Raw genomic sequence first — 25779 nt, 5'->3', positions numbered from 1 at the left:
CAAAACGCGCAAACAACACTGAAGAGTGATTTTGTTAAGCCGCTTGCAAAACCCGACGGAAACCGAATCAACCAACCTCGACCCGCACAACCCTCGGCAACCGAAACGCCGCCACAACCCCACCCACAGCAACAACCCCCACGAACCCGAAGACAACACCAAAACCCAACCCCGGCCGAGAATCCAACCCCGCGAGAATCGCCCCGGTCACCGCGACCCCGCCCACCGCCCCCACCTGCCGCACCGTGTTGAACAGACCCGAAGCGCCACCCGCGGCCTCCGAGTCGACGGACGCCATAGCGATGGCGGAAAGGGGCGACCACGCCATCGCGTTGGCGGCACCGAGCAGCGCGGCGCCCACGGAGATCCACCACGGATTCAGGTTCAGCACCACCACCAGTCCGATGAACAGCAGGCTCGTCGCGAGCAGGCTCATGCCGAGGATCGCCGGTCGGCGCCCGCCCACCCGGTCGACCCAGCGCCCGGCCGGTGGTGACAGCAGGATCGCGACGACGGCGTCCGGCGCGAGGACCAGCGCCGCCTCGATCGGGCCGAAGCCTCGCATTTCCTGGATGTACAGCATTGCGGGAAGCGCCATCGCGAGCACGGTCGCGCCGAGCGACGCCATCGCGAGGCTCGCGGACAAGTACCCGGACGAACGATAGAGGCGCAAAGGCGCGAGCGCGTCCGCGCCCTGTCTGCGTTCTTGGAACCAAAAACCAACCAAAAGCACGACGGCGAGGGCGGCGGCAGGCAGCGAGAGCGGGCTCCACGACAGCAGCGCCCAGACGAGAAGGCTCAGGCCAGCCGTACTCAGTGCGGCGCCGAGCAGGTCGAAACGGGCGGCGCCTCCCCCGCTTCCCGGAATCAGGCGAACACCCATGACGACGGCCACGGCGCAGAGCGGCACGTTCATCCAGAAGATCCAGCGCCAATCCAAGCTCACGGTCAGCAGTCCGCCCAGCACCGGACCGAGCAGGGTGGCGGCCGCCGCCACCGAGCCCCAGATACCGAAAGCGCGACCTCGCTCATCGTCGCCGAAGAGCCGACGGATCAGCGTGAGCGGTTGAGGCGACATCGCGGCCGCGGCCAGGCCTTGCAGGATCCGGAAGGCGATGAGCCAGCCGATCGACGGCGCGATCCCGCACAGCGCGGAGGCGACGGCGAAGCCTCCCATGCCGAAGAGGTAGACCCGCTTGGGGTCGATGAGATCGCCGAGCCTGCCGGCCACCAGCAACGGAACCGAGAACGCGAGCAGGTAGCCCGCCGTCACCCAGAACAACGCGGCGACATCCCCGCCGAGGTCGGATTGGATGCTCGGGCTCGCCACGGCGACGATCGTCGTGTCCAGCAGGAGCACGAAGAATCCCGCCAGCAGAGCCGCGAGGCCACCCCAGCGCGAAGATGTCATTCGCTCCCCCAAACCGCCTAAGCCGATCACGATAGGGCCACGGATGGCGCCCGTCGTAACAAGGCCTCGCCGCCTCGCGAGTTGTAAGCCGACGGCTTCGGCAGAGGAGAAGATCTTGAACCGGGCGGGTTCGACATGGTTCTGGTCCTTGCTCGGCGCCTGCATCGCGGCCGCCCTCGGCACCGCGATCAATTTCGCGACCGACCTCAAGACCAACTTCCTGGCCTGGGGCCTGGTGGTCGCGTTCACCCTCGCGACCGGGCTGATCAGCGGTATCTCGCAGGTACTCGTCCGCCGCGACGGCGACAGTCCGAGCACCACCGGAACGACGAACGTCTACAACGTGCGGCACTCACAGGTCAACGCCTGGCTGGTGTTCCTGATCCTCGGGGTCTCGGGTTCCTTGCTGGCGGCCATTTTCGTGGGCGTCCATTTCGCGGGGTCCTTCCAGACGGCCGGGACACCGATTCCCGCCGTGATCGCCCCGAGCCCGGCGACCAGCACCACGACCAGTACGACGTCCACCGTGCCCCAGCCCGCGACGAACGAGGACATCGCCCAGTTCGTCACCGCCTATTACCGCCTGATGCCCGACACCCGGGCCGGCTGGCCGTTGATCGGCCCGAACCTCCAGCGCCGCGGCCAGAGCGATTACGAAGCCCATTGGGGCAGGATCAGCGCGGTGGACTTGCACAGCGCGTCGGCCACCTCCGCGACCACCGTCCGGGTCCGGATCACCCTGCACTATCGCGATGGCCGTCCTTCCCCCACCGAAACGCATGAGCTGACGGTCGTCCCGCACGACGGTCGCCTCTGCATCGACGCGGACACCCTTATCCGCGCGAAATAGAATTCTGTCCATGACCGCTCTTCCGCTGGGACCGCGGAGGAAACCGACCTCGCCGAATCGGTGGTCGTCGACACTTCCCTGTTCGAGTGGCGGGTGGTCGACGCCGCCTACGACAGGCTGACTTGCGCCGACTGCGGCAGCAGCCTCGGCTCGGGGCCCGTCGGCTGCGACAAATGCGACCAGGCCGACGGATTCCGGTTCGCGGCCATCGAAACCGACCGTCCCGCGACGCCGCCGGGCACCGAGCACGGGCTCCGCGTCGCCACCGCGGTCGCCCGCGCCCGGCACCGCCACGGGACACGGGCCCGTTGCGGTTTCGAGCTCGGGCTTCCGCTTCTCCTCGGCGGACAGCTGCCCGGTACGGCTCAAGCGCAGGCGTACCGGGCAGCCATCGACAAGCTCTCCGAAGAGGAATGCGAACGCGTGACCTCCTTCGAGGAGATCCCGGGGATCAGTAGTCGTCGCGTCCGGTGAACTGCTGCTCCAGCAGCTCCGCCGAACCCGCGACGAGTTCGAGCGGGTCGGTGAACTCGTTGATGTCGAGATTCACCAGCGGCAGGGAATGGCGCAGCACCAGATGCTCTCCCATGACCACCAATCCCCCGACGACGATGGTGTTGCCGATCTCGGTCAGCACGGTCGCCAGGTCGACCTCGTCGACCCGGGCGAACGGCGTCGCGATCTGCACCCAGTCCTCGCGACGGTCGAAGATCTCCCGCGCGATGACCACGGTTTGGGCCCGCTCTTCGTAGTCGTCGTCACCGTAGGACAACCGGATGCGAATTTCGTCCGGTTCGTCCTTCACCACCCGATATTCGTGTCGTACGAACGCGACCAGATCGGCCCATTCCGCCATGAATTCAGTCTCCCTCGCAGTCGAAGATCAAGACTAGCGGCTGCAAGGACGAAGAGTCCGACCCATGTCGGACATCACCCGGACAGCGGCCGCCCGTACGTGTCTCGACACCGGTTGGTCCTTGATCTTGTTGTAGCCTCCTTCAGCATCTTTTGGCAGGGGAGACCACTTGACGAACAATGATCGCGACCGGAAGAAAACCAACCGGCCGGGAAATGTCAAAACTTCGGATCCGGCGGTGACCGCGGCATTTGTCAGCCGACGTGGAGTAATTCTGGCGGCCCTCATAACCGCGGTGGTGGGCCTGGTGAGCGCGGTGCTCGTGGCACTCATCAACACCAGTGCGCAGCCGGCGAAAGGCGCCGACGACCGGAGTACGCCGTCCACGCCGTCGTCGCAGAGTGCCACTGGCACACAGCAAAAGGAGAATAAACCCGCCGAAGCCGTCCCAGAGCAGGTGAAACTCGACGCGGATACGGCGGTCGACCTCGACAAGCCCGGCGCCACCGCGGCATCCGCGACAGGCCCCAATGGCGACATGGACCTACACTTCGACGGAAGCAATCTGTCCTCCAATCGATCAGGCCTGTTCTATTACTACGGAACCGAGCAGGAAGCCGCGACGCAGTGCCCGAAGATCGTTTCGGAGGGAAAGGGACCGGTCCCCGGACCCGAGGTGATATTCGCCGGTGGTCAACATTGTCTGAGGACATCCCAGGGAACGGTCGGATGGCTCAGCGTGAACGATGTCAAGATCGCCGCGAATTCCGGCTACATCGTCCTCAATTACAAGTTGTTCCGCTAGCCGGGCAGCCGTGAAGGCCTCCTTCCCTACCTTCAGAGTAGGCAAGGAGGCCTTCACCACCCATTTACGAGGCCCGCCGAGTCAGCCGCCGGTCGGCAGCCCCGCCCGTGCCTCCTGCGACGTCAACGGACGCAACGACAGCGTGTACTCGTACGTGCTGTCCGGCTGGACCTGGCTGCGTTCCCCCACCGGGTTGGGCGTGTCCCCGACCCCGGTCACCGCGTGACTGGCGTGGAGCGTGAACCAGCCCTTGTTGCGCTGCAACTGGAACGGGTACGCCGCCCGGTCGAGATCGTCGAACGGCGTCACGCTGACGTCGTTCGCGCCTCCGACCAGCAGGCCACCGGTGCGGCCGTCGGTGAGCAGCGCCCACCGGCTGTCGGTGTGGTTGCCGTGGTCCTGCGGCCGGTGGTACTCGACGTACTGTTCGTCCACGGTGCTCGACTGCACGCCGATCGGCGTCCCGTCCTTGCGGTCGACGTAGCTCTCGGCTTTCCGTCCATACCAGGCGAACCGGTCATATCGGTCCGGCACCGCCAATGAGACCCCGATCCTCGGCAGATACGGCAGAGTGCGCACACTCCCCTGCGGAACCACCCGATTGCCCAGGCTCAGTGTCCCGGTCCGGTCGACGGCGTAAGTCATCGTCTGGTCGAACCACGCCCCGGCGACGTCCGGCGCCACGACCCGGCTGTCGACGATCACCCGAACACCGCGCGAGCCGTCCTTCTCGATCCGGACGCCGGTGACCGTGGTCTTCAGCCGGTCGAGCCCGGCCTTGCGCCAGTCTTCGCCCTCGGCCCGGCCCCAGGCGAAGGTCTCGTTGCTGATCGGTGCCCGCCACGCATCGAGCTTCGGCCCGCCGCTCAGCAGTTCTTTGCCCTGGTACCGGATCGACGTCAGCGTGCCGCTGGCCTTGTCGACCCGGTACGTGACGCCGGCGGCCGACGCCGTCACCGAAGCAGCGTCCTCGACGACTCCGACGGATTTCCCGTCGAGCGGCGTCCTGTCCAGGCCCGGAACCCGCTTCCCTCCCAGGGAGAACTGGTCGTGCGCCAGGACATGTCCTCGCGCCGGCATCGGCTCGCCCTGGGTCGTCACCGCTTCGACGGTGAGGAACCGTTCTCGGTCCGCGGGGTTCGGCGGCACCGGAACGGCGACCTTTCCGGTCGACCCGGGGCCGACCCGCAACGGCTGCTCTCCCCGCGCAACCACACGAGAGCCTTCCTGGATCCGCCACCGCAGGTTCAGCTCGTCGGTGCCCTTGAACTGCCGCTCGTTGGTCACCGAGACCGTGCCGCCCGAGTAGGCGAAGCGCAGCGGCTGATGCGCCCAGGCCATCTGCGCGGTTTCCGGCTGCACCGAACGGTCCGAGCCGATCAGACCGTCCACACCGGACAGACTGGAGCCGTACGACAGGTGACTCCCCCGCTCCGTGACACTGTCGAAGTCCAGCGCCAGCACGGCCCCGTCCGCGGGAGCCGCGCCGGACAACTCCGTGGCGGACAACGGCGTGTCGTAGATGCGGACGTCGTCGACGGCTCCGCGGCCCATCCAGCCGATGGTCGACGGGTCGTTCCACGATGTCTCGAAGTCGCGGCCGATGTTGACCTCCGCCGAGGACGAGTCGATCGCGCCGGTGAACGGTTTGCTCCCGATCTCCTTGCCGTCGAGGTACAGCCGCAGGGCAGTGCCATCGTACGTACCGCTCACCCGGTGCCAGTTCCCGTAGAAGTCGGCGGGCACCTTCGCCTGCACCGCCTGCCACGTTCCACTGTGGATGAAGAACTCCAGCGTGTCCTCCGTCTTCATCTTCAGCGCGTACTGGTGGTCGCCCTTGCCGAGGATGCGGAAGTCACCGGTCCACTTCCCCGGTTTCACCCAGGCGTCGAGCGTGAGCGCCTTCCCGGTGATGTCGAGTTCCCGGTCGCGGTAGACCTCGACGAAGTCGTCGAGGCCCGACAACGCCAGCGCCTTGCCACGATGACCTTCGACCAGTTCCGGCTTTCCACTGAGATGCGCGGAGATGGCGTTGCCCGACGAATCGGGCGTGAGCCGGATCGGCTGCCGGATGTTCTGCTCCGCCCAGTCCCAGATGAACCCGCCCTGGGTCTGCGGATTCGCCCGGATGGTGTCCCAGAACTCGCGGAAGTTGCCGAGACTGTTGCCCATCGCGTGCGCGTACTCGCCGAAGATCAGCGGTTTGGTGGTGTTCTTCGCCTGCTCGGCGAACTTCTCCGGCGACGGATACCGCGGCCCCCAGACGTCGGCGAACGGCGCGTCGCCGTCCGGGCTGTTCGACTGATGGTAGATGGGCCGGGTCGGCTCGTTCGCGTCCAGCCATTCCGCCAGCGCGAAGTGGTGCGCGCCGAGGCCGGCCTCGTTACCGGTGTCCCACAGGAAGACGCTCGGGTGGTTCTTGTCCCGTTCGACCATGCCGATCATGCGGTCGAAGAACGCGTCCCGCCAGGCCGGGTCGTTCGCCTGGCAGTACCTGGCGCAGTTCTCGTGGTTGTGGGTCTCGATGTCGATCTCGTCGTCGATCCAGAGCCCGTGCCGGTCGGCCAGTTCGTAGAAATAGGGATCCGACGGGTAGTGCGAGGTACGGACCGCGTTGACGTTGAGCTGTTTCATCAGCGCGACGTCGCGTTCCTGCGCGCGCCGGGGCACGTGCCTGCCGTGGTCTGGGTCGGTCTCGGCGCGGTTGACGCCCTTGAACAGCACCCGTTTCCCGTTGACCAGCAGTTGCTTGTCGCGGATCTCGATCTCGCGGAACCCGGTCGTCTCACTAGTGATGTGTGTGACGCGGCCGTCGGGCGCGGTCAGCGTGAGGACGGCCGTGTACAGGTTCGGCGTCTCGTCGGTCCACTTCGCCGGGTTGCGGACGGGCAGGCTCAACGCGGTCTTGCCGCCCGCGTCGACCTCCCCGCTCGTGGTCCCGACCTCCTTGCCCGCCACGTCACGCAGGCTGAGCCCGACGCGGTGCTTGCCCGCGGTTCCACCGGGTTTGGTGGCGACCTCGACCGAGGCCTTGAGGGTGGCGTCGGTGTAGGTCGCGTCGAGGTCGGTCGTCAGCCCGACGTCCTGGATGAACGTGCCCGGTGTCGAATACAGGTTCACCGAGCGGAAGATGCCCGAGTACCGCCACTGGTCGACGTCCTCCAGGTAGGCGCCGGCACTCCAGCGGTGCACCTGCACGGCGATCCGGTTCGGGCCCGGCCGCAGCGCGGACGAGATGTCGAACTCCGCCGGCGTGTAGCCGCCCTGGTCGTAGCCGATGTACGTCCCGTTCACCCAGACGAAGTACGCCGACGTGACCCCCTCGAAGCGCAGGAAGGTCTCGCGTTCCGACCACTGGACGGGCAGGGTGAAGTCGCGGACGTAGGCACCGGTCGGGTTCACGTCACGGGGAACGCGCGGCGGGTCGTCGGGCTGGATCTCGGTGGCGATGTTACGGAAGATCGGGTGGTCCAGACCGTCCGTCTGCCAGGTGTGCGGCACGGACACCTCGCGCCAGCCCGACGCGTCGTATCCGTCGTCGTGGAATCCCTTCGGCACCTGCGAGGGGTTGTCCGCCATGGCGATCCGCCATTTGCCGTCGAGCGACATCGCGTAGGGGCTGCGTTCGTCGCGGCGGGCCGCGGCGGAAACGTCCGCGTACGGACGAAGGTGGGCGTGCGGTGGCTCCTGGCCTTCGGAGACTTTTCGTGGATCGTCGAGATAGGACTGGACGTCGGCGGCCGCCGGAGAGCCGGTCGCGACGAGGGTCCCGGCGAGCATCGCCAGGACCAGGACGATGGGGCGTGTTCGCAGCACTGCGTTCAACCTCCCAGGGAGTTCAGCCGAGCCGGAAGCTGACCCGTTGACGATCCCGCACCGTGGCACCGGGACGGAAGACCAAGATCCTTCCCTTGTCGTGGGCCAAATAGGTGGCAGGTTCACCCGGGAGGCGGAACGACACCGCCAGCCGGTCGGAAAGGCCCGGCACCTGGGTGAAACTCGCCGCCCGGCCGTAGGCGTCGCTTTCGTCGTACGGATCGATCCGCACGGTCGTCGCGTCCACCACCCGGACGTACCGGTCCGGGAAGTTCACCGACTGCAATGCGACGGTGCCCGCGCCGCGGAACCCAGCGACGATGCGGAACTGGGAATCGGCCAGCTCTCGGACATTGCCAGCGGCGGTCAGCCGGTACTCGTAATGCCGCACGTACAACGCGGGATCGTCCAACGGGGACAGTCGCACGCAAGGTCCGCCTTTGCCGACCGGGACACCGAAGCTCGGTGTCCCGTCTTCGTTCCAGTACAGCCGTTGCACCCGGGTGTGCCGGTTCGGGTCGTACAGCGGGTCGCCGGTGATGTCGCGGTAGTCGCGGGCGTGGTACACGAGGACGTCCGAGCCGTCCTCGGCGACGGTGAACGAGTTGTGCCCGGGACCGTACTGCCGGGTCGCCTCGTTCGTGGTGAACACCGGCTGCGGTGACTTCGTCCACGAGCGCGGGTCCAGCAGATCCGAACGTTCGTCGGCGGTGAGCAGCCCCATGCAGTAGCGGGCGTCGGTGGCACTGGCCGAGTAGGTCATGAACACCCGCCCGTTGCGGATGAGCACCGCCGGCCCTTCGTTGACCTTGAACCCTTGGATCTCCCAGGGCAGCGTCGGCACCGCGAGCCGGACGGGATCACCCTTGAGCGCGAGCGGTGACGCCATCTCGGCGAGGTACAGATTGCTGTTGGTCGCGATGCCGGGTTCGCTCTGCGCCCAGGCGAAGTACCGCTTGCCGCGATGCTCGAACGTCGTCGAGTCCAGGGTGAAGGTGTCCCACTTCGTCACCATCTGCCCGCGCAGCACCCACGTGCCCGCCCGCGGATCGTCCGAAGTGGACTCCAGAACGTACGTCCTGATGCGGAACACGTCGTCCGAGTCGCCCGCGGCGAAGTAGACGTACCAGCGCCCGTCGATCCGGTGCAGTTCCGGCGCCCAGATGTGGCCGCCCATCTTCCCGGACGACGGACGGCGCCAGATCGTCGTCTCCCTGGCGGTGGCCAGGCCGTCGAGTGTGGCGGCGCCGCGGACGACGATGCGGTCGTACTCGGGCACCGAACCGGTCAGGTAGTACATCCCGTTCACCGGCCGGGTGATGAACGGATCGGCCCGCTGCTCGACCAACGGGTTCCGCGTGGTCAACGGCACGGGAGCGGCTTCGGCGGCCTGGGCCGTACCCGGCGCCAGGCCTCCGACGGCGGTGGCGGCCAGCAGTCCGCCTCCCGCTCTGAACAGGTCACGACGGTCGATGGTCATGGTCATCCCCTCACTCGGGCCGGGAACCGCAGGAAGGTCACGGAGTTCGGCGGGAAGGTGTACGTGAAGGTGTTCGAGACGCCGGAGAACCGCGATTCGCGCGGCGCGATCGGCGTGGTGAAAGCGGTGTTGACGTCGTCCGGCGAGCCCTGCAACGTCGTCACGCGGGCGGTCGCGCCAGGCTGGACGCGAGAGCCGAGGTCGACGCGGGTCCGGGCCGCGGAAGCCTGCGCGTTGACCACCTTGACCACCAGTTCCCCGGTCTTGACGTCGCGGGTGACGACCTGGCGGAAGGGCTCGGCGACCTTGTCGTCGGTGAACGAGCCCCACTTCCGCCCGTCGAGGAACAGCGTCACTTGACGGCCCCGGACCTCGACCCGCAGGTCGTACTGCCTGCCGGTCTCGATCTTCGTGTCGTTCTGGAGCAGGGTCTGCTTGCCGCCGCCCTCGGTCTTCTCCACGGCCGAGACGGTGTTGTTCCAGCCGCCGAGATTCCACCAGTAGTTGTTGCCGGTGTCCTTGACGCCGAACGCGACCAGGAAGCCTTCCTTGCCGCCCGTCTTGGTCGCCTTCACCGAGAGGTCGTAGTTGCTCCAAGAGGGATCGCCCGCGGTCACGAGGGTGTTCTCGGCCGCCTGATCCGACTGGACGTAGGCCCCGTTCGACACCGCCCACGATCCCCGCCCGGCCACCTTCGACCAGCGCGAGTCGTCGCCGGAGAAGTCGTCCGCGAACAGCTGCGCGCCGTCGGCCGAGGTGACCTTGACGTCGTCGTACGCCGCGCTCGTCGCCCAGGTGGAGAGTCCGATCGCGCCCGAGATGGGAGCGACCGTGGCAGGCGTGGCCGACGCCTTGCTCGGGACCACGTGATCACCGACGTTGGTCATGAACAGCTTCTGCGTCTCGTAGCTGGCCGAAGCCCACGAGCGCTGGTTGTCGAACCAGATCATGTCCGGCTTCCACTGCACGTAGTCGGTGTTCGCCAGCAGGGGCGCGTACGACGCAAGCTTGACGACGTCGGCGTTGCGCTCCAGCCCGGTCATGTACGCGGCTTCGGCCAGCGCGTTGCCGAACTTGTTGTCCAGCGAGGCGTACTCGCCGAGGAACACTTTCGGGCCGTTGCGGTCATAGGAGTCGTACCGCTGGTTGTTCTGCAGGAACCACTGTGGACTGTTGTAGTAATGCTCGTCGACCATCGAGACCTTCGCGTTCCGGTTCAGGTCCCACAGCCGGTCGAACGTCGTGCCGGTGTCGTCCGGTCCCGAATTGCTGATCACGGTGATCCCCGGGTACTTCGCCGCGATCGCCTTGCGGAACTCGGTGAACCGGGCGAAGAACTCGTCGGGCAGGTTCTCCTCGTTACCGACGCCGAGATGCGTCAGGTTGAACGGCGCCGGATGCCCCATCTCGGCCCGCTTCCTGCCCCAGGTCGAGGTGACCGGGCCGTTGGCGAACTCGATCAGGTCGAGGGTGTCCTGGATATGCCGCCGCAGCAGCGCCGGATCGTCGGTCGCCTTGTTCTGCCCGCAGCCGGTGACCAGCGCCGGCACCACCGGGAGAGGCATCGCTCCGATGTCCTCGGAGAACTGGAAGTACTCGTAGTAGCCGATGCCGTAGGACTGGTTGTAGCCCCAGAAATTCGCGTTCGTGGCCCGTTGCTCGACCGGGCCGATCGTGTCCTTCCACTGGTACGAGCGCTTCCGCTCCCAGTTCGGCGCCTCGTAACCCTGGTGGCTGCCGGTGTTGACCAGGCAGCCGCCGGGGAAGCGGACGAAACCGGGCTTGAGCGCGGCGATCTTCTCCGCGAGGTCGGCCCGCATGCCGTTGGGGCGGTTCTTGTAGGTGTCGCGCGGGAAGAGCGACACCATGTCCAGCCGCAGCGTGCCACCGCCGGTCGCGGTCAGCGCGAGCCTGCCCAGCGCGCTCGACTCCCGCGCCCGGACGGTGCCGGTGTAGCGCACCCAGCCGTCGCCGCGGACCTGGACCCGCAGCGGATCGGCGAGCGCCTTCCCCGCCGGATCGGTGACGGCCACCGTGAGCGGGGTGCCCGCCGCGCGATCCGTCCGGGCGAACACCGAGAAGTCGTACTGCTTGCCCTTCTCGACCCGGATCCCCGAGTTGTAGCCCGAATTCGCGACGCCGAACTCGCCACGGGTGAGGTCGAGCTTGAGATAGCGCCGGTTCCGTTCGTTGAGCCGCCGGTCGTCGTCGGCCACCGTCGCCGTGCCGGTTCCCCCGTCGAGCGACGTGGGTGCCCACGAGGTCAGCGGGGTGTACGACGCGTTGTCGGCCTTGTCGTACTCGAAGGAGCGGTTCTGCACGAGTTCGGCGTACAGTCCTCCGTCCGCGGCGCGGTTGATGTCCTCGAAGAAGACGCCGTACATCGAACGGTCGATCGTGGCACCGCGTCCCGCCGCGTCCACGGCGAGGGTGTAGTCGGTCGTCGGTGTCTGGCCCGAAGCGGTCTGAACGGGCACGAGGACACCGGCGGCGATGGTCAAGGACAGCACACCGAGCCGGACTGATCTGCTGCGCACAGCACTTCCTTTCGCGACGTTGCGAGGAAACCGGGGTGTTCAGGCGGCGGTACGGGCCCGCCGTTTGGTCCAGATGTCGTAGGCGACGGCGGCGAGCAGCACGAACCCCTTCACCAGGTTCACGCTCTCGGTCGGCGCGCCGATCAGGGACATGCCGTTGTTGATCACGCCCATGATGAGCCCGCCGGTGATCGCGCCGACCACCTTGCCGACCCCGCCCTGCACCGCGGCGCCGCCGATGAAGGCCGCGGCGATCGCGTCGAGTTCGAACATGTTGCCCGCGGTCGGCCCGGCCTGGTTGAGCCGTCCGGCCACGATGATCCCGGCGAGCGCGGAGAGCACGCCCATGTTGACGAAGATCCAGAACGTCACGCTCTTGACCTTCACGCCGGACAGCGTCGCCGCCTGCAGATTCCCGCCGATGGCGTAGATGTGGCGGCCGAACACCGCCCGCGTCGTCACCAGCGAGTAGCCGATCACCAGCCCCGACAGCAGGATCAGCACCCAAGGCAGGTTCTTGTACCGCGCCAGCTGGACCACCACGAACAGCACGACGGCGGCCGCCGCGGCGATCTTCAGCAGGAACATCGGCAGCGGGTCGACCTCTTGCAGGTAGTTCAGCCGGGCCGTCCGCTTGCGCCACCGCGAAACGATCGCGCCCGCGATGGCCAGGGCACCCACCAGCAGGCTGACCACGTCGGCGCCGCCGAGCGGGCCCAGCCCGATGTTGCCGAGATAGCCGCCGGTGAACCCGTTCGCCAGCGTGCGCACCTCGTCCGGGAACGGGCCGATCCCCTGGTTGCCGAGCACGGTGAGCGTCAGCGCGCGGAAGATCAGCATCCCGGCCAGCGTCACGATGAAGGCTGGAATGCCGAAGTAGGCGACCCAATACCCCTGCCACGCCCCGATCACCGCGCCGACGGCCAGCGTGATGAGCAGCGCGATCGGCCACGCCACACCGAGGTTCACCATCAGCACGGCCGAGATCGCGCCGGTCAGCGCCACCACGGAGCCGACCGACAGGTCGATGTGCCCGGCGATGATGATCAGGATCATGCCGATCGCGAGGATCAGCACGTACGAGTTCTGCACGATCAGGTTCGAGATGTTCTGCGGTTCCAGCAGCGCGCCGCCGGTGAGGATCGAGAACAACACGACGATCAGCGCGAACGCGACGTAGATGCCGCTTTCGCGCGGGTTGAACGAGATCCGGCGCGGCGCCTTGGCCGGCGCGGCTCCCTGCTGGTCACCGACACCCGTGACGGTGTCGGCGGAGGCGGTGCTCATGTCTTACTCCTGTTCCCTGGTCATCGCCCGCATGAGGACCTCTTGGGTGGCCTCGGCCCGGTCGACCTCACCGGTGATCCGGCCCGCCGACAACGTGTAGATCCGGTCGCACAGCCCGAGCAGTTCCGGCAGCTCGGACGAGATGACCAGCACGGCCTTCCCCTCCTCGGCGAGCCGGTTGACGATCGTGTAGATCTCGTACTTCGCGCCGACGTCGATGCCGCGGGTCGGCTCGTCGAGGATCAGCACGTCCGGATCGGTGAGGATCCATTTGGACAGCACGACCTTCTGCTGGTTGCCGCCGGAGAGCGTGCCGGTCACGCTGCGCACGTCCGGTGCCTTGATGTTCATGCTCTTGCGGAATTCTTCGGCGACACGGTGTTCTTCGTTCTCGTCCACCCAGCCGCGGCGCGCGAGTTTGCCCAGCGCGGCACCGGAGACGTTGCGCTGGATGTCCTCGATGAGGTTCAGCCCGTAGCGTTTGCGGTCCTCGGTGGCGTAGGCGATCCCGTTCGCGACGGCGTCGCCGACCGTGCGCACCTCGATCTCCTTGCCGTCCTTGATCAGGCGTCCGGAGATGTCCTTGCCGTACGAGCGGCCGAACACGCTCATCGCGAGTTCGGTCCGCCCGGCGCCCATCAGGCCGGCCAGCCCGACGATCTCGCCGCGCCGCAAGGTCAGGCTCGCGCCGTCCACGACGACCCTGCCGTGTTGCGTCGGGCTGTGCACGGTCCAGTCTTCGATCCGCAGGACCTCGTCGCCGATCCGCGGTTCCCTCGACGGGAACCGGTTCTCGAGTTTCCGGCCGACCATCCCGGCGATGATCCGGTCTTCGGTCACCGTGCCCGCGTCCAGTGTCTCGATCGTCCTGCCGTCGCGCAGGATGGTGATCGAGTCGGCGATCGCGGCGATCTCGTTGAGCTTGTGCGAGATCAGGACGCAGGTCACGCCGTCCTCGCGCAGGCCGCGCAGCAGGTCGAGTAGATGCGCCGAATCGTCGTCGTTCAGCGCCGCCGTCGGTTCGTCCAGGATCAGCAGTTTGACCTCTTTGGACAGTGCCTTGGCGATCTCCACCAGCTGTTGCTTGCCGACGCCGATGTCCAGCACCGGCGTCACCGGGTTCTCGCGCAGGCCGACGCGCCGCAGCAGCTCGCCCGCCTCGGCGTTGGTCCGGTTCCAGTCGATCAGCCCGCCGCGGGCCTTCTCGTTGCCGAGGAAGATGTTCTCCGCGATGGACAGTTGCTGGCACAGCGCGAGTTCCTGGTGGATGATCACGATGCCGCGGCGTTCGCTGTCGCGGATCGCGGAGAACGCGCACGGCTCGCCGTCGAAGACGATCTCGCCGTCGTACGAGCCGTGCGCGTAGACGCCCGAGAGCACCTTCATCAGCGTGGATTTGCCCGCGCCGTTCTCGCCGCAGATCGCGTGGATCTCTCCCCGGCGCACCGAAAGGTTGACGTCCTGCAGTGCCTTGACGCCGGGGAAGGTCTTGGTGATCCCCCGCATCCGAAGGATTTCGTCGGTCACGTCGCTACCTCAGCTGTTCCGCTTTGTAGTAGCCCGAGTCGATGAGTTCCTTCTGGTAGTTCCCCTTGTTGAGGATCACCGACTCCAGCAGGAACGCCGGCACGACCTTCTGGCCGTTGTTGTAGTCCGTCGTGTTGTTGGTCTCGGCCTTGCCGCCCTTGAGCACCGCGTCGGCCATCTTGACCGTGGTCTCGGCGAGCTTGCGGGTGTCCTTGAAGATCGTCGAGTACTGCTCGTTCGCGATGATCGACTTTACCGACGCGACCTCGGCATCCTGGCCGGTGACCACCGGATACGGCTGGCCAGGCGTTCCGTAGCCGTTGCTCTTGAGCGCCGACAGGATGCCGATGGAGAGCCCGTCGTACGGCGAGAGCACGCCCTGCACCTTGTCACCGGAGCTGTAGGTCTTGGTCAGCAGGTCTTCCATCCGCCGCTGCGCGGTCGCCGCCTGCCAGCGCAGGATCGCCGCGACGTTGAACGCGGTCTGGCCGCTCTTGACCACCAGCGTCCCGTTGTCGAGGTACGGCTTCAACACGGACATGGCGCCGTTGAAGAAGAACGTCGCGTTGTTGTCGTCCGGCGAACCCGCGAAGAGCTCGATGTTGAACGGTCCCTTGCCCTCACCGGGAGAACCGTCCTCTTTGAGCACCTTGAGCCCGGTGAGCAGCGACGTCGCCTGCTGAACGCCGACCTTGAAGTTGTCGAAGGTCGCGTAGTAGTCGACGTTCGGCGTGTTGCGGATCAGCCGGTCGTAGGCGATGACCGGGATCTTCTTGTCCGCGGCCTCCTGCAGCTGGGTGGTGATCGCGGTGCCGTCGATGGAGGCGATCACGAGCAGTTTCGCGCCCTTGGTGATCTGGTTCTCGATCTGGTTCACCTGGGTGGGGATGTCGTCCTCGGCGTACTGCAGGTCGACCTGGTAGCCGAGCTTCTCCAGCGCCGCCTTGATGTTGTCGCCGTCGTGGATCCAGCGCTCCGACGATTTGGTCGGCATGGTGACGCCGACGAGGCCGCCGGCCGCGCCTCCCGCGGCCGCCTGCTGATCGACGGTCTTCTCACTCGAACCGCAGGCCGTCAGCGCGGCACCGAGGCCGACCGCCACGGCCAGTGTGGCCAGTTTCGTGAACTTCATTGTTCCTTCTCTCCGGTGGGGACCGATCAGAATCCTTGTGCGAGCCGGTAGTAGGCCTGGTTCCAACGCATCCGGTCGGCGATCGAGGCGGGCGTCGTGGCCTGGTCGATCACCTGCAGTTCGACGTCGAGCATGGTGGCGAAATCCCGGATCGTTTCGGCGCCGACGGCCTGGGTGAGCACCGTGTGGTGTGGTCCGCCCGCGGTGATCCAGGCCTCGGCGGACGTCGCCAGCGACGGCGCCGGCTTCCACACCGCGCGCGCCACCGGCAGGTTCGGCAGCGGTTCGTCCGGCGCGACGACCTCGACCTCGTTCGCCACCAGGCGGAACCGGTCACCGAGGTCGGCGAGGCCGATCACGACCGCGTCGCCGGCGGCGGCGTCGAAGACCAGCCGGACGGGATCCTCGCGGCCGCCGATGCCGAGGGGGTGGATCTCGCACGAAGGCTTCGCGGCGGCGATGCTCGGGCAGACCTCGAGCATGTGCGCGCCGAGGATCTTCGGTTCGCCGGGGCCGAAGTGGTAGGTGTAGTCCTCCATGAAGGACGTCCCGCGCTCGGAATCGCGGCCCATCGCCTTCACCGCGGTCAGCAGCGCGGACGTCTTCCAGTCGCCCTCGCCGCCGAAGCCGTAGCCGTCGGCCATCAGCCGCTGCACGGCGAGACCGGGAAGCTGCCGTAGTCCGCCGAGATCCTCGAAGTTCGTCGTGAACGCGCCGAAACCGCCGCTCGTCAGGAACGTGCGAAGCCCTTGCTCGATCCGGGCCGCGTAACGCAGCGATTCGTGCCGCTCCCCCGCCTTGGCGAGTTCCGGTGCGAGCGCGTACGTCTCGGCGTACTCGTCGACGAGAGCGTCGACCTCGGCGTCGGGCACCGCGTCGACCAGCGCGACGAGTTCGTTGACGCCGTAGGTGTTCACCGAGACGCCGAACTTCAGCTCCGCCTCGACCTTGTCCCCGTCGGTGACCGCGACGTCGCGCATGTTGTCGCCGAACCGCGCGAGCTTGAGCGAGCCGATGGTCTGGCGCCCGACCGCCGCGCGGACCCAGGCGTCGATCCGGTCGGCGACCGAGGGATCCGCGGCGTGCCCGGCGATGGTCTTGCGCGGCACCCCGAGCCGGGTCTGGATGTAACCGAACTCGCGGTCGCCGTGCGCGGCCTGGTTCAGGTTCATGAAGTCCATGTCGATGGACTGCCACGGCAGCGCCTCGTTGAGCTGGGTGTGCAGATGCAGCAAGGGTTTCCGCAGCGCGTCCAGCCCGGTGATCCACATCTTCGCCGGCGAGAACGTGTGCATCCAGGCGATCACCCCGACACACGCGTCGTCCGCGTTCGCCTCCAGCATCACGCGCCGGATCGCCGACGGTTCCGTCAGCACCGGCTTCGCGACGATCTCGGCCGAGATCCGGCCGGTGTCGGCCAGCATCCGCTGGATCTGCAACGACTGGCCCGCGACCTGTTCGAGGGTCTCCTCGCCGTACAGCGACTGGCTCCCGGTGAGGAACCAGACCTCGGTCTTGCGTTGTGTGCTCACTTCTCTCCCTGCTGGCCGTAGACGTTCTGGTAGCGCGCGTAGAGCCGGTCCACGTCCTGTCCGGACAGTGGCTCCGGCCTGCCCAGCGCGGAAGCGAGGTGGACGGTCTTGGCGACGTCCTCGACCATCACCGCGGCCTTGACCGCGTCCCGTGCGGTGCGGCCGACGGTGAACGGGCCGTGGTTGCGCATCAGCACCGCGGGCGACCGGCTGGACCGCAGCGTCTCGACGATGCCCCGGCCGATCGAGTCGTCACCGATCATCGCGAACGGCCCGACCGGGATCTCGCCGCCGAACTCGTCCGCGATCATCGTGAGCACGCACGGGATGGGCTCTCCGACCGCCGCCCACGCGGTCGCGTACGTCGAATGCGTGTGCACGACCCCGCCGACCTCCGGCATGTGCCGGTAGACGTAGGCGTGCGCGGCGGTGTCCGAGGACGGCGCGAGGTCGCCGTGGACGACCTCGCCGTACAGGTCGGTGACGACCATCGTGTCGGCACTCAGCTCGTCGTAGGACACCCCGGACGGCTTGATCACCATCAGGTCGTGCCCGGGGACGCGAGCCGAAACGTTGCCCGCGGTCCAGATGACCAGCTCGTAGCGGGTCAGCTCGCTGTGCAAGCGTGCGACGGTGTCGCGCAGCTCTTCGAAGGTGTCCGTGATCTCCACGGCGAGGCTCATCGGTGCAGTCCTTTCCGGACGGTACGGCGCCGGGCGGCGAGCCGGTGCATGACGTCGTTGGCCCCTCGGCCGAAGTAGTCGTGCAACGCGGCGTACTCGGCGTAAAGGTCGTTGTAGGCCTTGACGTTCTCGGCGATCGGCCGGTGGACCGCCCGGCGGACCGAGCCCATCGCGAGTGCGGCGGCCGGGACGTCGGCGTGCGCCCCGGCGGCGACCGCGGCGTGGATCGCCGAGCCCAGCGCGGGGCTCTGGGCCGAGCCGGCCACGGAAAGCGGCAGGTTCGTGACGTCGGCGTAGATCTGCATCAGGAGCGGGTTCTTGACCAGGCCGCCGGCGACGATCAGTTCGGTGACCGGCACCCCGGCGCGTTCGAAGGTCTCGATGATCGTCCTGGTCCCGAACGCGGTCGCCTCCAGGAGCGCGCGGTAGGTGTCCTCGGGCCGGGTCGCGAGGGTCTGGCCGACGACGACGCCGGACAGTTCGTGGTCGACCAGCACCGACCGGTTCCCGCTGTGCCAGTCGAGCGCGACCAGTCCGTGTTCGCCGATCTCCTGTACCGAAGCGAGCCGCGTGAGCAGTTCGTGGACGGAGATCCCCGCTTCCCTGGCGTCGTCCACATAGGACGCGGGCGTGCCGTGTTCGACGAACCACGCGAAGATGTCGCCGACGCCGCTCTGACCGGCCTCGTAGCCCCATTTCCCGGACACGATCCCGCCGTCGACGACGCCGCACATGCCCGGTACCTCGCGCAGTTCGGCGCCGTTCATCACGTGGCAGGTGGAGGTACCCATGATCGCGACCATCTGTCCCGGCTCCACCGCCTGGACGGCGGGGGCGGTGACGTGCGCGTCGACGTTGCCGACGGCGACCGCGATCCCCTCGGGCAACCCGGTCCATTCCGCCGCCTGCGCGCTCAGACTGCCCGCCCTGGCACCGAGTGCGCCCAGCGGATGCGCGAGCTTGTCGTCCACAAAGGACCCGAAGCCGGGAGCCAGCTCCTCCAGGAACTCCGTGCTCGGGTAGCGGCCGTCCTGCAGGATGCCCTTGTACCCCGCGGTGCAGGCGTTGCGGACGTAGGTTCCGGTGAGCTGCCAGACGATCCAGTCGGCGAGTTCGACCCAGTGGCGCATCCGGGCGTAGACCTCGGGCGCCTCTTCGTAGACCTCCAGTGCCTTGGCGAACTCCCACTCCGAGGAGATCAGCCCGCCATAGCGCGGCAGCCACGACTCACCGCGCTTCCGCGCCAGCGCGTTGATCCGGTCCGCCTGCGGCTGGGCGGAATGATGGCGCCAAAGCTTCACGTAGGCGTGCGGGTCCCCGGCGAACTCGGGCAGTTCGCACAGCGGCGTGCCGTCGGCCGTCGTCGGCACCATGGTGCACGCGGTGAAATCGGTACCGATGCCGATCACGTCGGCGGGATCCGCCCCGGCGGCACGGACGGCCTCCGGCACGGCGGTGCGGAGGACGTCGACGTAGTCCGACGGCACCTGGAGCGCCCAATCCGGCGGCAGACCGTGGCCGGTCCGCGGCAGGATCCGGTCGACCACGCCGTGCCGGTACTCCGAAACCGCGCTGCCCAGTTCCGCGCCGTCGCGGACGCGGACCACGACGGCCCGGCCGGACAGCGTCCCGAAGTCGACGCCGACGACCAGCGGCTCCCTTGTACTCACTTCTTCTCCAACTGTTAGCGTTCACATTTCTGGTCGAAAACCACGATCATGCGTGATTGGAGCCGTAACTCACGTGTTTCAAGCCGGTCCGGCTCCAATCACGCGAGTCACGGCCTTGATCACGCGTGTTCCCTCTTACGTGGCCCGTCTCCCGACGAGGCGTTGCAGCACGATGAAGGCGAACAGCAGCGCACCGGTGATGATCGCGGTCCACCAGGAGTTCAAGGTGCCGTCGAAGGTGATCAGGGTCTGGATGATGCCCAGCACCATGATCCCGAGCACCGTCCCGAGGACGTAGCCGGAGCCGCCGGTGAGCAGCGTGCCGCCGATGACGACGGCCGCGATCGCGGTGAGCTCCAGCCCGACACCGTTGAGCGGATCACCGGAGGACTTGTACAGCACCAAGAGCAGTCCGCCGAGCGCCGAGCAGAACCCGCTGAGCGTGTAGACCGTGATCCGCGTGCGGCCGACGTTCAGGCCCATCAGCAGCGCGGACTTCGGGTTCCCGCCGATCGCGTACACCGTCCGGCCGAACCGCGTCCCGTACAGGACGTACGCCGCCGCCGCGACCACCACGAGCGCGACCACCACGCCGATCGAGATGTGCAGCTCCCCGCCGAGCGGGATCTGCGTCTGCGCGAGACTCGCGACCGTCGGATCGTCGATCGAGTACGCCTGGGTGCTGATCGTGTAGCAGAGCCCCCTGGCGAAGAACATCCCGATCAGCGTCGCGATGAACGGCTGGATCTCGAACACCTGGACCAGCACGCCCATACCGAAGCCGAGCGCCGCGCCGATCGCCAGTACCGCGGGGATCACCGCGAGCACCGGCCAGCCCTGGTTCTGCAGCAGGTCCGCCGAGACCACAGTGGACAGTGCCACCACCGAGCCCACCGACAGGTCGATCCCGCCGGTGAGGATCACGAACGTCATCCCGACGGCGACGACCAGCAGGAAGGCGTTGTTGATGAACAGGTCGAGCACGACCTGCCCGGAGCCGAACGCCGTGTAGCTCGAAGCACCGTAGACATACGCGCCGACGAGCATCGCCATCGTCGCCAGGATCGGCAGATGCCGTTGCCGTGGACGGTAACCCTTGATGCGGTCGAGTGTCGTCATACCCCGGCCTCCACCTTCTCCGGCAGGACGGCGGGCGACGGCGGGGCCGTTTTCCGCCGCCGGGCGAGCTTCCTGCGGAACACCGGCGACTGCAGCAGGCAGACCGCCAGCACGACCACGGCCTTGAACAGCATGATCGCCTGCGGCGCGATGCCGAGCGCGTAGACCGTCGTCGTCAACGTCTGGATGAGCAGCGCGCCGATCACCGAACCGGTGAGCGAGAACCGGCCACCGGTCAGCTGCGTCCCGCCGATGACGACGGCGAGGATCGCGTCCAGTTCGATGAACTGCCCGGCGTTGTTGCCGTCGGCGCTGTGCACGTTCGCGCTGATCATCAGCCCGGCGATACCGGCGCAGAGCGCGCAGAAGACGTAGGTGAGCCAGATCAGCCGCGCCGACCGGAGCCCGGCGAGCCTGCCCGCCTCCGGATTGCCGCCCACCGATTCGACCAGCAGCCCCAGCGCCGACCGGCGGACCAGCACGGCGGCGATGGCGAACACCGCCAGCGCGATGAGGATCGCGCTGGGCAGGCCGAAGGTGAACCCGCTGCCGATCCATTCGTACGGATGCGAGTTGACGGTGATGATCTGACCGCCGGTGATCAGCTGGGCGATGCCGCGGCCGGCGACCATCAGGATCAGCGTCGCGATGATCGGCTGGATGCCGAGCACCGCGACGAGCCAGCCGTTCCACAGACCGAGCACGAGGGCGAGCCCCAGCGCCATCCCGACGGCCGCGAGCGTCCCGCCGACACTGTTCTGATCGCCGAGTCCGCTGAGGTGCAGGCACGCGAGCGCGCCGCTGATCGCGACGACGGCGCCGACGGAGAGGTCGATCCCCCGCGTCGCCACCACCAGCGTCATGCCGATCGCGATGAGGATCAGCGGGGCGCCGTTCTTGAGGATGTCGATCAGGTTCCCGTACAGATGCCCGTCGCGGAATTCGATCGCGAAGAACGCCGGATGCGCGATGAGGTCGCCGAGCAGCAGCGCCAGCAGCGCGACGACCGGCCAGAACAACCGATGTTTGGTCATCGTGCGACTCCTTCGGCCATCGTCGCCATCACCTGGTCCGCGGTCAGCGTTTCGTTGTCCAGCACGGCGACCACCGCGCGGTCGCGCAGTACGACGACCCGGTGGCTCAGCCGGAGCACTTCCTCGAGTTCGGCGGAGATGAACACCACGGCCATCCCCTCGCCCGAGAGCCGCGCGACCAGCCGCTGGATCTCCGTCTTGGCGCCGATGTCGATCCCGCGCGTCGGCTCGTCGAGGATCAGCAATCGCGGTTCGGTGATGAGCCACCGCGCGAGCAGCACCTTCTGCTGGTTGCCGCCGCTCAGGTCGCCGACCTTCGCCTCGGCGTTGGCCGGCCGGATGTCGAGCGCCTTGATGTAGCGCTCCGCGATCTCGTCCTGCCGCCGCCGCGGGATCGGCCGGGCCCAGCCACGCGAGGCCTGCAGCGCGAGCACGATGTTCTCGCGCACGGTGAGTTCCTCGACGAGGCCTTCGGTCTTGCGGTTCTCCGAGCAGAACGCGATGCGATGGTCGAGGCCGGTCCGCGGGGTCTTCAGCGACACCGGCTCGCCGTCGATCCGCACCGTACCGCTGTCCGCGTGATCGGCGCCGAACAGCAGCCGCGCCAGTTCGGTGCGGCCCGAGCCGAGCAGCCCGGCCAGCCCGACGACCTCGCCGGACCGGATGTCGAGCGAGAACGGCGCGACACCACCCTTGCGGCCGACGTCGCCCGCTTCGAGGAAGACGGGCGCACCGGCGACGTCCGACCGGCTGTGCCCCGCGTCCTCGATGTCTTCGAGCGCCGCGAGCTCCTTGCCGATCATCCTGGTCACCAGGTCGACCGGGGTGATCTCCTCGGTGCGGTACTCCCCGATCAGCTTCCCGTTGCGCAGCACCGTCATCCGGTCCGCGACGGCGAAGACCTGCTCGATGAAATGCGAGACGAACAGGATCGCCATCCCCTGGTCCCGCAGCGAACGCACCACGTTCAGCAGCTGCTCGACCTCGCCCGCGTCCAAACTGGACGTCGGCTCGTCGAGGACGAGCACCCGCGCCTCGACGTCGAGCGCCCTGGCGATCGCGACCAGTTGCTGCACCGCGATCGAGCAGCTTCCCAGCTCGGCCGAGACGTCCACTTCGACGTCCAGCCTGGCCAGCAGCGCGGCCGCCCGGCGGCGCGTCTCGCGCCAGTCGATGCGGCCGCGCCGTCGCGGCTCCTTGCCGAGGCAGATGTTCTCCGCCACCGACAGGTTCGGGCAGAGGTTCACCTCCTGGTAGACGGTGCTCACGCCGGAGCGCTGTGCCTCACCCGGGCCGCTGAACGCGACCCGGGCGCCGTCGAGCTCGATGGTGCCCGCGTCCACCCCGTAAACGCCGGTGAGCACCTTGATCAAAGTGGACTTGCCGGCACCGTTCTCGCCCATCAGGGCGTGCACCTCGCCGGGGAACATCCGGAAGGAGACGTCGTCGAGGGCGACCACGCCGGGGAACTCCTTCCGGATATGGCTCATCCGCAGCATCGCAGGGGTTTCCGTCATCGGCTCAGTACTGGCGTTGCGGCAGCGCGGCCTTGGCCGCGGCCTGGTCGAATTCGGTCTCGGTGGTCTCGATGCGCGGCGGCACCTGCTCCCCGGCGGCGACCTTCTTCACCAGATCCATCAGCTGCGGGCCGAGCAGCGGGTTGCATTCGACGACGTGGTTGATCTTGCCGTCGGCCAGCGCCTGCAGGGCGTCGCGGACGCCGTCGACCGAGACGATCTTGATGTCCTTGCCGGGCACCTTGCCCGCCGCCTCGATCGCTTCGATGGCACCGAGGGCCATGTCGTCGTTGTGCGCGTACAGAACGTCGATCTTGGGCTGGGACTTCAGGAAGGCCTCCATGACCTCCTTGCCCTTCGCCCGGGTGAACTCACCGGTCTGCGACGCGACGACCTTGAACTTCGGGTTCGACGCGATGACGTCGGCGAAGCCCTTCTTGCGGTCGTTCGCCGGTGCGGAACCGGTGGTGCCCTGCAGTTCCACGATGCTGACGTCGCCGGCCGCCGAGCCGAACTCCTTGGCCAGCCACTCGCCCGCCTTCTTGCCCTCGGCGACGAAGTCCGAGCCGAGGAAGGTCTTGTACAGCGACTTGTCCGCCGAGTCGACGGCCCGGTCGGTGAGGATCACCGGGATGTTCGCCGTCTTCGCCTCCTTGAGCACGGTGTCCCAGCCGGATTCCACGACCGGCGAGAAGGCGATCACCTTGACCTTCTGCTGGATGTAGGACCGGATCGCGGCGATCTGGTTCTCCTGCTTCTGCTGCGCGTCGGAGAACTTCAGTTCGATCCCGGCCGCCTTCGCGGACTCCTGGATCGACTTCGTGTTCGCCGTGCGCCATCCGCTTTCCGCGCCCACCTGGGCGAATCCGAGGGTGAGCGCGCCGCCGCCACCCGTCCCGCCGCCACCGCCGCATGCGGAGAGCAGGAGCAGCCCGGCCACTCCGGCCACGATCGCCGTCCACAGTTTTCTTGCCACATCGACTCCTAGATCCGCACTGATCACTTGAGTTAGCGTTAACATTCGCGCCTTGAGCCGCAGTGACTGCTCTCGGAGCTACGAAAGACCGGTGCTCTCCCGCACGATCAATTCGGGGACCACCAGGTCGCGGTCTCGGTCCTCACCGCCGTTCATCCGGCGGCGGAGCAGGTCGAACGTGCGCCTGCCGACTTCGACGAAGTCCTGGCGCACCGTCGTCAGGGGCGGCGTGTAGTACGCCGCCTCGGGAACGTCGTCGAAGCCGACGATCCGCATCTCCCCCGGCACGTTCACGCCCGCCTCGGTGCAGGCGCGAAGGAAGCCGAGGGCCATCTGGTCGTTGGCCACGAACACCGCGTCCAGGCCTTTTTCGCCGACGAGGGATCGCCCCGCCGCGTACCCGGAGCGCGCACTCCAGTCACCGCGGATGACGGGAGGGATCGGCGCGCCGTGCCGTTCCAGGGTCTCGCGCCAGCCGCGTTCGCGGTCGAGCGCCTCCAGCCAGTCCTCGGGTCCGGCCACGTGCCAGACGGTCTCGTGTCCGAGGCCGAGAAGGTGTTCGGTGGCGCGGCGCGCGCCGTCGAACTGGTCGACCGAGATCACCGGGACCGGCGCCTTCTCGCCGCCGCCGACCGCGACGAGCGGCACGTCGCTGGGCGCCGCCTCGAGCGCGCGAGCGGCGGTGACATGCGGCGCGATCACGACGATGCCCTCGACGGCCTGGCGACGAAGGCGCTCCACGGCGTCGGTGATGGACGACCGGCCCGGACGGCTGATGCTGGTTATGGTCGTCGCGTAGCCGGCCTCGCGGGCGGCGTGCTCGATGCCGCTCAACGTGCTGGCCGGACCGTAGAGGTTGGCCTCCAGCGCGACCACGCCGAGCGTGCCCGAACGGCCGGTGACCAGCGCGCGGGCAACCGAGTTCGGCCGGTAGTCCAGCTGCTCGATCGCCGCGTTGACGCGGACCCGCGTCTCGGCGCGGACCGGGCCGGTGCCGTTGATGACGCGTGAGACCGTCATATGCGAAACACCTGCGAGCGCGGCCACGTCGGTGAGACTGGCCTGCTTGCTCTCGGTGGTTTCGCGCGCCATCGCCTGACTCCCAATCCCGGTACCGTGTGACGAGTGCCGCAAGTGTTAGCGATAACACGAGCCGGGTCAAGCGCTCGCCGAGTCACAGTCGGGTCACGGACCGGTTCCCTGAGCCAAGGTTGGCGTGCCGTCCAACCCGTCACGCGTGTCGTCCGTCGGATCACGCGTGTCGTCCGACCAGTCACGCGACACGGCCGGCTCCACACAAAATGGAGTCGGCGGTGCGAGCGGGCTCGGCACCGAGGCCTAGCACGCCCCAGACTGTCCAAAAAGGACAAATTTTGGGATCAACCTCTCCGATTTGGGCACTTTGCGCATTATTGCCCGAGGGTCGTGAGTGGCAATGGTCGTTCTAACCCTCTGTGCTGTTTCAGGACCTCACGGACAGATGTGTTTCAGGACTTGTCGGACAGTTTGTTGTTGAGTGGTTGGTAGCGTACTGCTCGGTTGAGGGT

At 67.5% G+C, this 25779-nt stretch carries 19 protein-coding genes; 3 read left to right on the top strand and 16 right to left on the bottom strand.

Annotation, left to right across the window (positions count from 1 at the left end; genetic code table 11):
* Positions 1-67 precede the first annotated feature (67 nt).
* Entirely contained in the window at positions 68-1411 is a 1344-nt protein-coding gene (locus DMC64_RS13170; RefSeq protein WP_125734256.1) for an MFS transporter, read from the bottom strand.
* A 115-nt stretch (positions 1412-1526) separates the two neighbouring features.
* Between DMC64_RS13170 and DMC64_RS13165 the strand changes: the two genes are divergently transcribed.
* Positions 1527-2261 (top strand): serine/threonine protein kinase, encoded by a 735-nt coding sequence (locus DMC64_RS13165; protein WP_125733728.1) that lies wholly within the window; start codon positions 1527-1529, stop codon positions 2259-2261.
* A 60-nt stretch (positions 2262-2321) separates the two neighbouring features.
* Entirely contained in the window at positions 2322-2735 is a 414-nt protein-coding gene (locus DMC64_RS13160) for a hypothetical protein (protein ID WP_125733727.1), read from the top strand.
* Here DMC64_RS13160 and DMC64_RS13155 read toward each other — a convergent pair.
* On the bottom strand, positions 2713-3117 hold the full coding sequence (locus DMC64_RS13155; RefSeq protein WP_037338675.1) for a hypothetical protein: 405 nt from the start codon (positions 3115-3117) through the stop codon (positions 2713-2715). The genes DMC64_RS13160 and DMC64_RS13155 overlap by 23 nt on opposite strands.
* Positions 3118-3286: 169 nt before the next feature.
* On the opposite strand from DMC64_RS13155, the gene DMC64_RS13150 reads away from it, so the two are divergent.
* The gene (locus DMC64_RS13150) at positions 3287-3922 is read left to right on the top strand and encodes a hypothetical protein (RefSeq protein WP_233629640.1); all 636 of its coding nucleotides are present in this window, start codon (positions 3287-3289) and stop codon (positions 3920-3922) included.
* Positions 3923-4003: 81 nt separating this feature from the next.
* Here DMC64_RS13150 and DMC64_RS13145 read toward each other — a convergent pair whose 3' ends face one another.
* The 14 genes from DMC64_RS13145 to DMC64_RS13080 all read right to left on the bottom strand — a co-directional run bounded on the left by DMC64_RS13145 (position 4004) and on the right by DMC64_RS13080 (position 25324).
* Positions 4004-7738, bottom strand: coding sequence for a glycoside hydrolase family 2 TIM barrel-domain containing protein (locus DMC64_RS13145; RefSeq protein WP_125733726.1), 3735 nt, complete (start codon positions 7736-7738; stop codon positions 4004-4006).
* A 22-nt stretch (positions 7739-7760) separates the two neighbouring features.
* Positions 7761-9218 carry a family 43 glycosylhydrolase gene (locus DMC64_RS13140; protein WP_233629639.1) on the bottom strand — a complete coding sequence of 486 codons (1458 nt, stop codon included), beginning with the start codon at positions 9216-9218 and terminating at the stop codon, positions 7761-7763.
* A 2-nt stretch (positions 9219-9220) separates the two neighbouring features.
* A complete protein-coding gene (locus tag DMC64_RS13135; protein WP_125733724.1) occupies positions 9221-11755 on the bottom strand; it encodes an alpha-L-arabinofuranosidase C-terminal domain-containing protein in 2535 nt (844 codons plus the stop codon).
* Positions 11756-11794: 39 nt separating this feature from the next.
* Entirely contained in the window at positions 11795-13042 is a 1248-nt protein-coding gene (gene mmsB, locus DMC64_RS13130) for a multiple monosaccharide ABC transporter permease (protein ID WP_199754971.1), read from the bottom strand.
* A gap of 3 nt (positions 13043-13045) precedes the next feature.
* A complete protein-coding gene (gene mmsA, locus DMC64_RS13125) occupies positions 13046-14569 on the bottom strand; it encodes a multiple monosaccharide ABC transporter ATP-binding protein (protein ID WP_199754970.1) in 1524 nt (507 codons plus the stop codon).
* A gap of 4 nt (positions 14570-14573) precedes the next feature.
* On the bottom strand, positions 14574-15701 hold the full coding sequence (gene chvE / locus DMC64_RS13120) for a multiple monosaccharide ABC transporter substrate-binding protein (RefSeq protein ID WP_125733723.1): 1128 nt from the start codon (positions 15699-15701) through the stop codon (positions 14574-14576).
* A gap of 26 nt (positions 15702-15727) precedes the next feature.
* Positions 15728-17233, bottom strand: a complete 1506-nt coding sequence (gene araA / locus DMC64_RS13115) for an L-arabinose isomerase (RefSeq protein WP_125733722.1) — start codon at positions 17231-17233, stop codon at positions 15728-15730.
* Positions 17230-17916: an L-ribulose-5-phosphate 4-epimerase gene (locus DMC64_RS13110; RefSeq protein ID WP_125733721.1), complete on the bottom strand. Its 687-nt coding sequence runs from the start codon at positions 17914-17916 to the stop codon at positions 17230-17232. Before DMC64_RS13110 ends, araA begins: the two co-directional genes overlap by 4 nt.
* A complete protein-coding gene (gene araB / locus DMC64_RS13105) occupies positions 17913-19586 on the bottom strand; it encodes a ribulokinase (RefSeq protein WP_125733720.1) in 1674 nt (557 codons plus the stop codon). Before araB ends, DMC64_RS13110 begins: the two co-directional genes overlap by 4 nt.
* A gap of 135 nt (positions 19587-19721) precedes the next feature.
* Positions 19722-20705, bottom strand: coding sequence for a galactofuranose ABC transporter, permease protein YjfF (gene yjfF, locus DMC64_RS13100; protein WP_125733719.1), 984 nt, complete (start codon positions 20703-20705; stop codon positions 19722-19724).
* Positions 20702-21739: an ABC transporter permease gene (locus DMC64_RS13095; RefSeq protein ID WP_125733718.1), complete on the bottom strand. Its 1038-nt coding sequence runs from the start codon at positions 21737-21739 to the stop codon at positions 20702-20704. The genes yjfF and DMC64_RS13095 overlap by 4 nt, the downstream gene beginning before the upstream one ends.
* Positions 21736-23238, bottom strand: coding sequence for a sugar ABC transporter ATP-binding protein (locus DMC64_RS13090; RefSeq protein WP_125734252.1), 1503 nt, complete (start codon positions 23236-23238; stop codon positions 21736-21738). The genes DMC64_RS13095 and DMC64_RS13090 overlap by 4 nt, the downstream gene beginning before the upstream one ends.
* A gap of 22 nt (positions 23239-23260) precedes the next feature.
* Positions 23261-24232, bottom strand: coding sequence for an ABC transporter substrate-binding protein (locus DMC64_RS13085; RefSeq protein WP_199754969.1), 972 nt, complete (start codon positions 24230-24232; stop codon positions 23261-23263).
* A gap of 78 nt (positions 24233-24310) precedes the next feature.
* Positions 24311-25324 carry a LacI family DNA-binding transcriptional regulator gene (locus tag DMC64_RS13080; protein WP_038512787.1) on the bottom strand — a complete coding sequence of 338 codons (1014 nt, stop codon included), beginning with the start codon at positions 25322-25324 and terminating at the stop codon, positions 24311-24313.
* Positions 25325-25779: the final 455 nt, after the last annotated feature.

Origin of the sequence: Amycolatopsis sp. WAC 04197, assembly GCF_003947475.1 — a bacterium.
Taxonomy (GTDB): Bacteria; Actinomycetota; Actinomycetes; order Mycobacteriales; family Pseudonocardiaceae; genus Amycolatopsis; species Amycolatopsis japonica.
The sequence above is the reverse complement of the archived record's forward strand: the minus strand, read 5'-3'. Positions and strand labels throughout refer to the sequence as shown.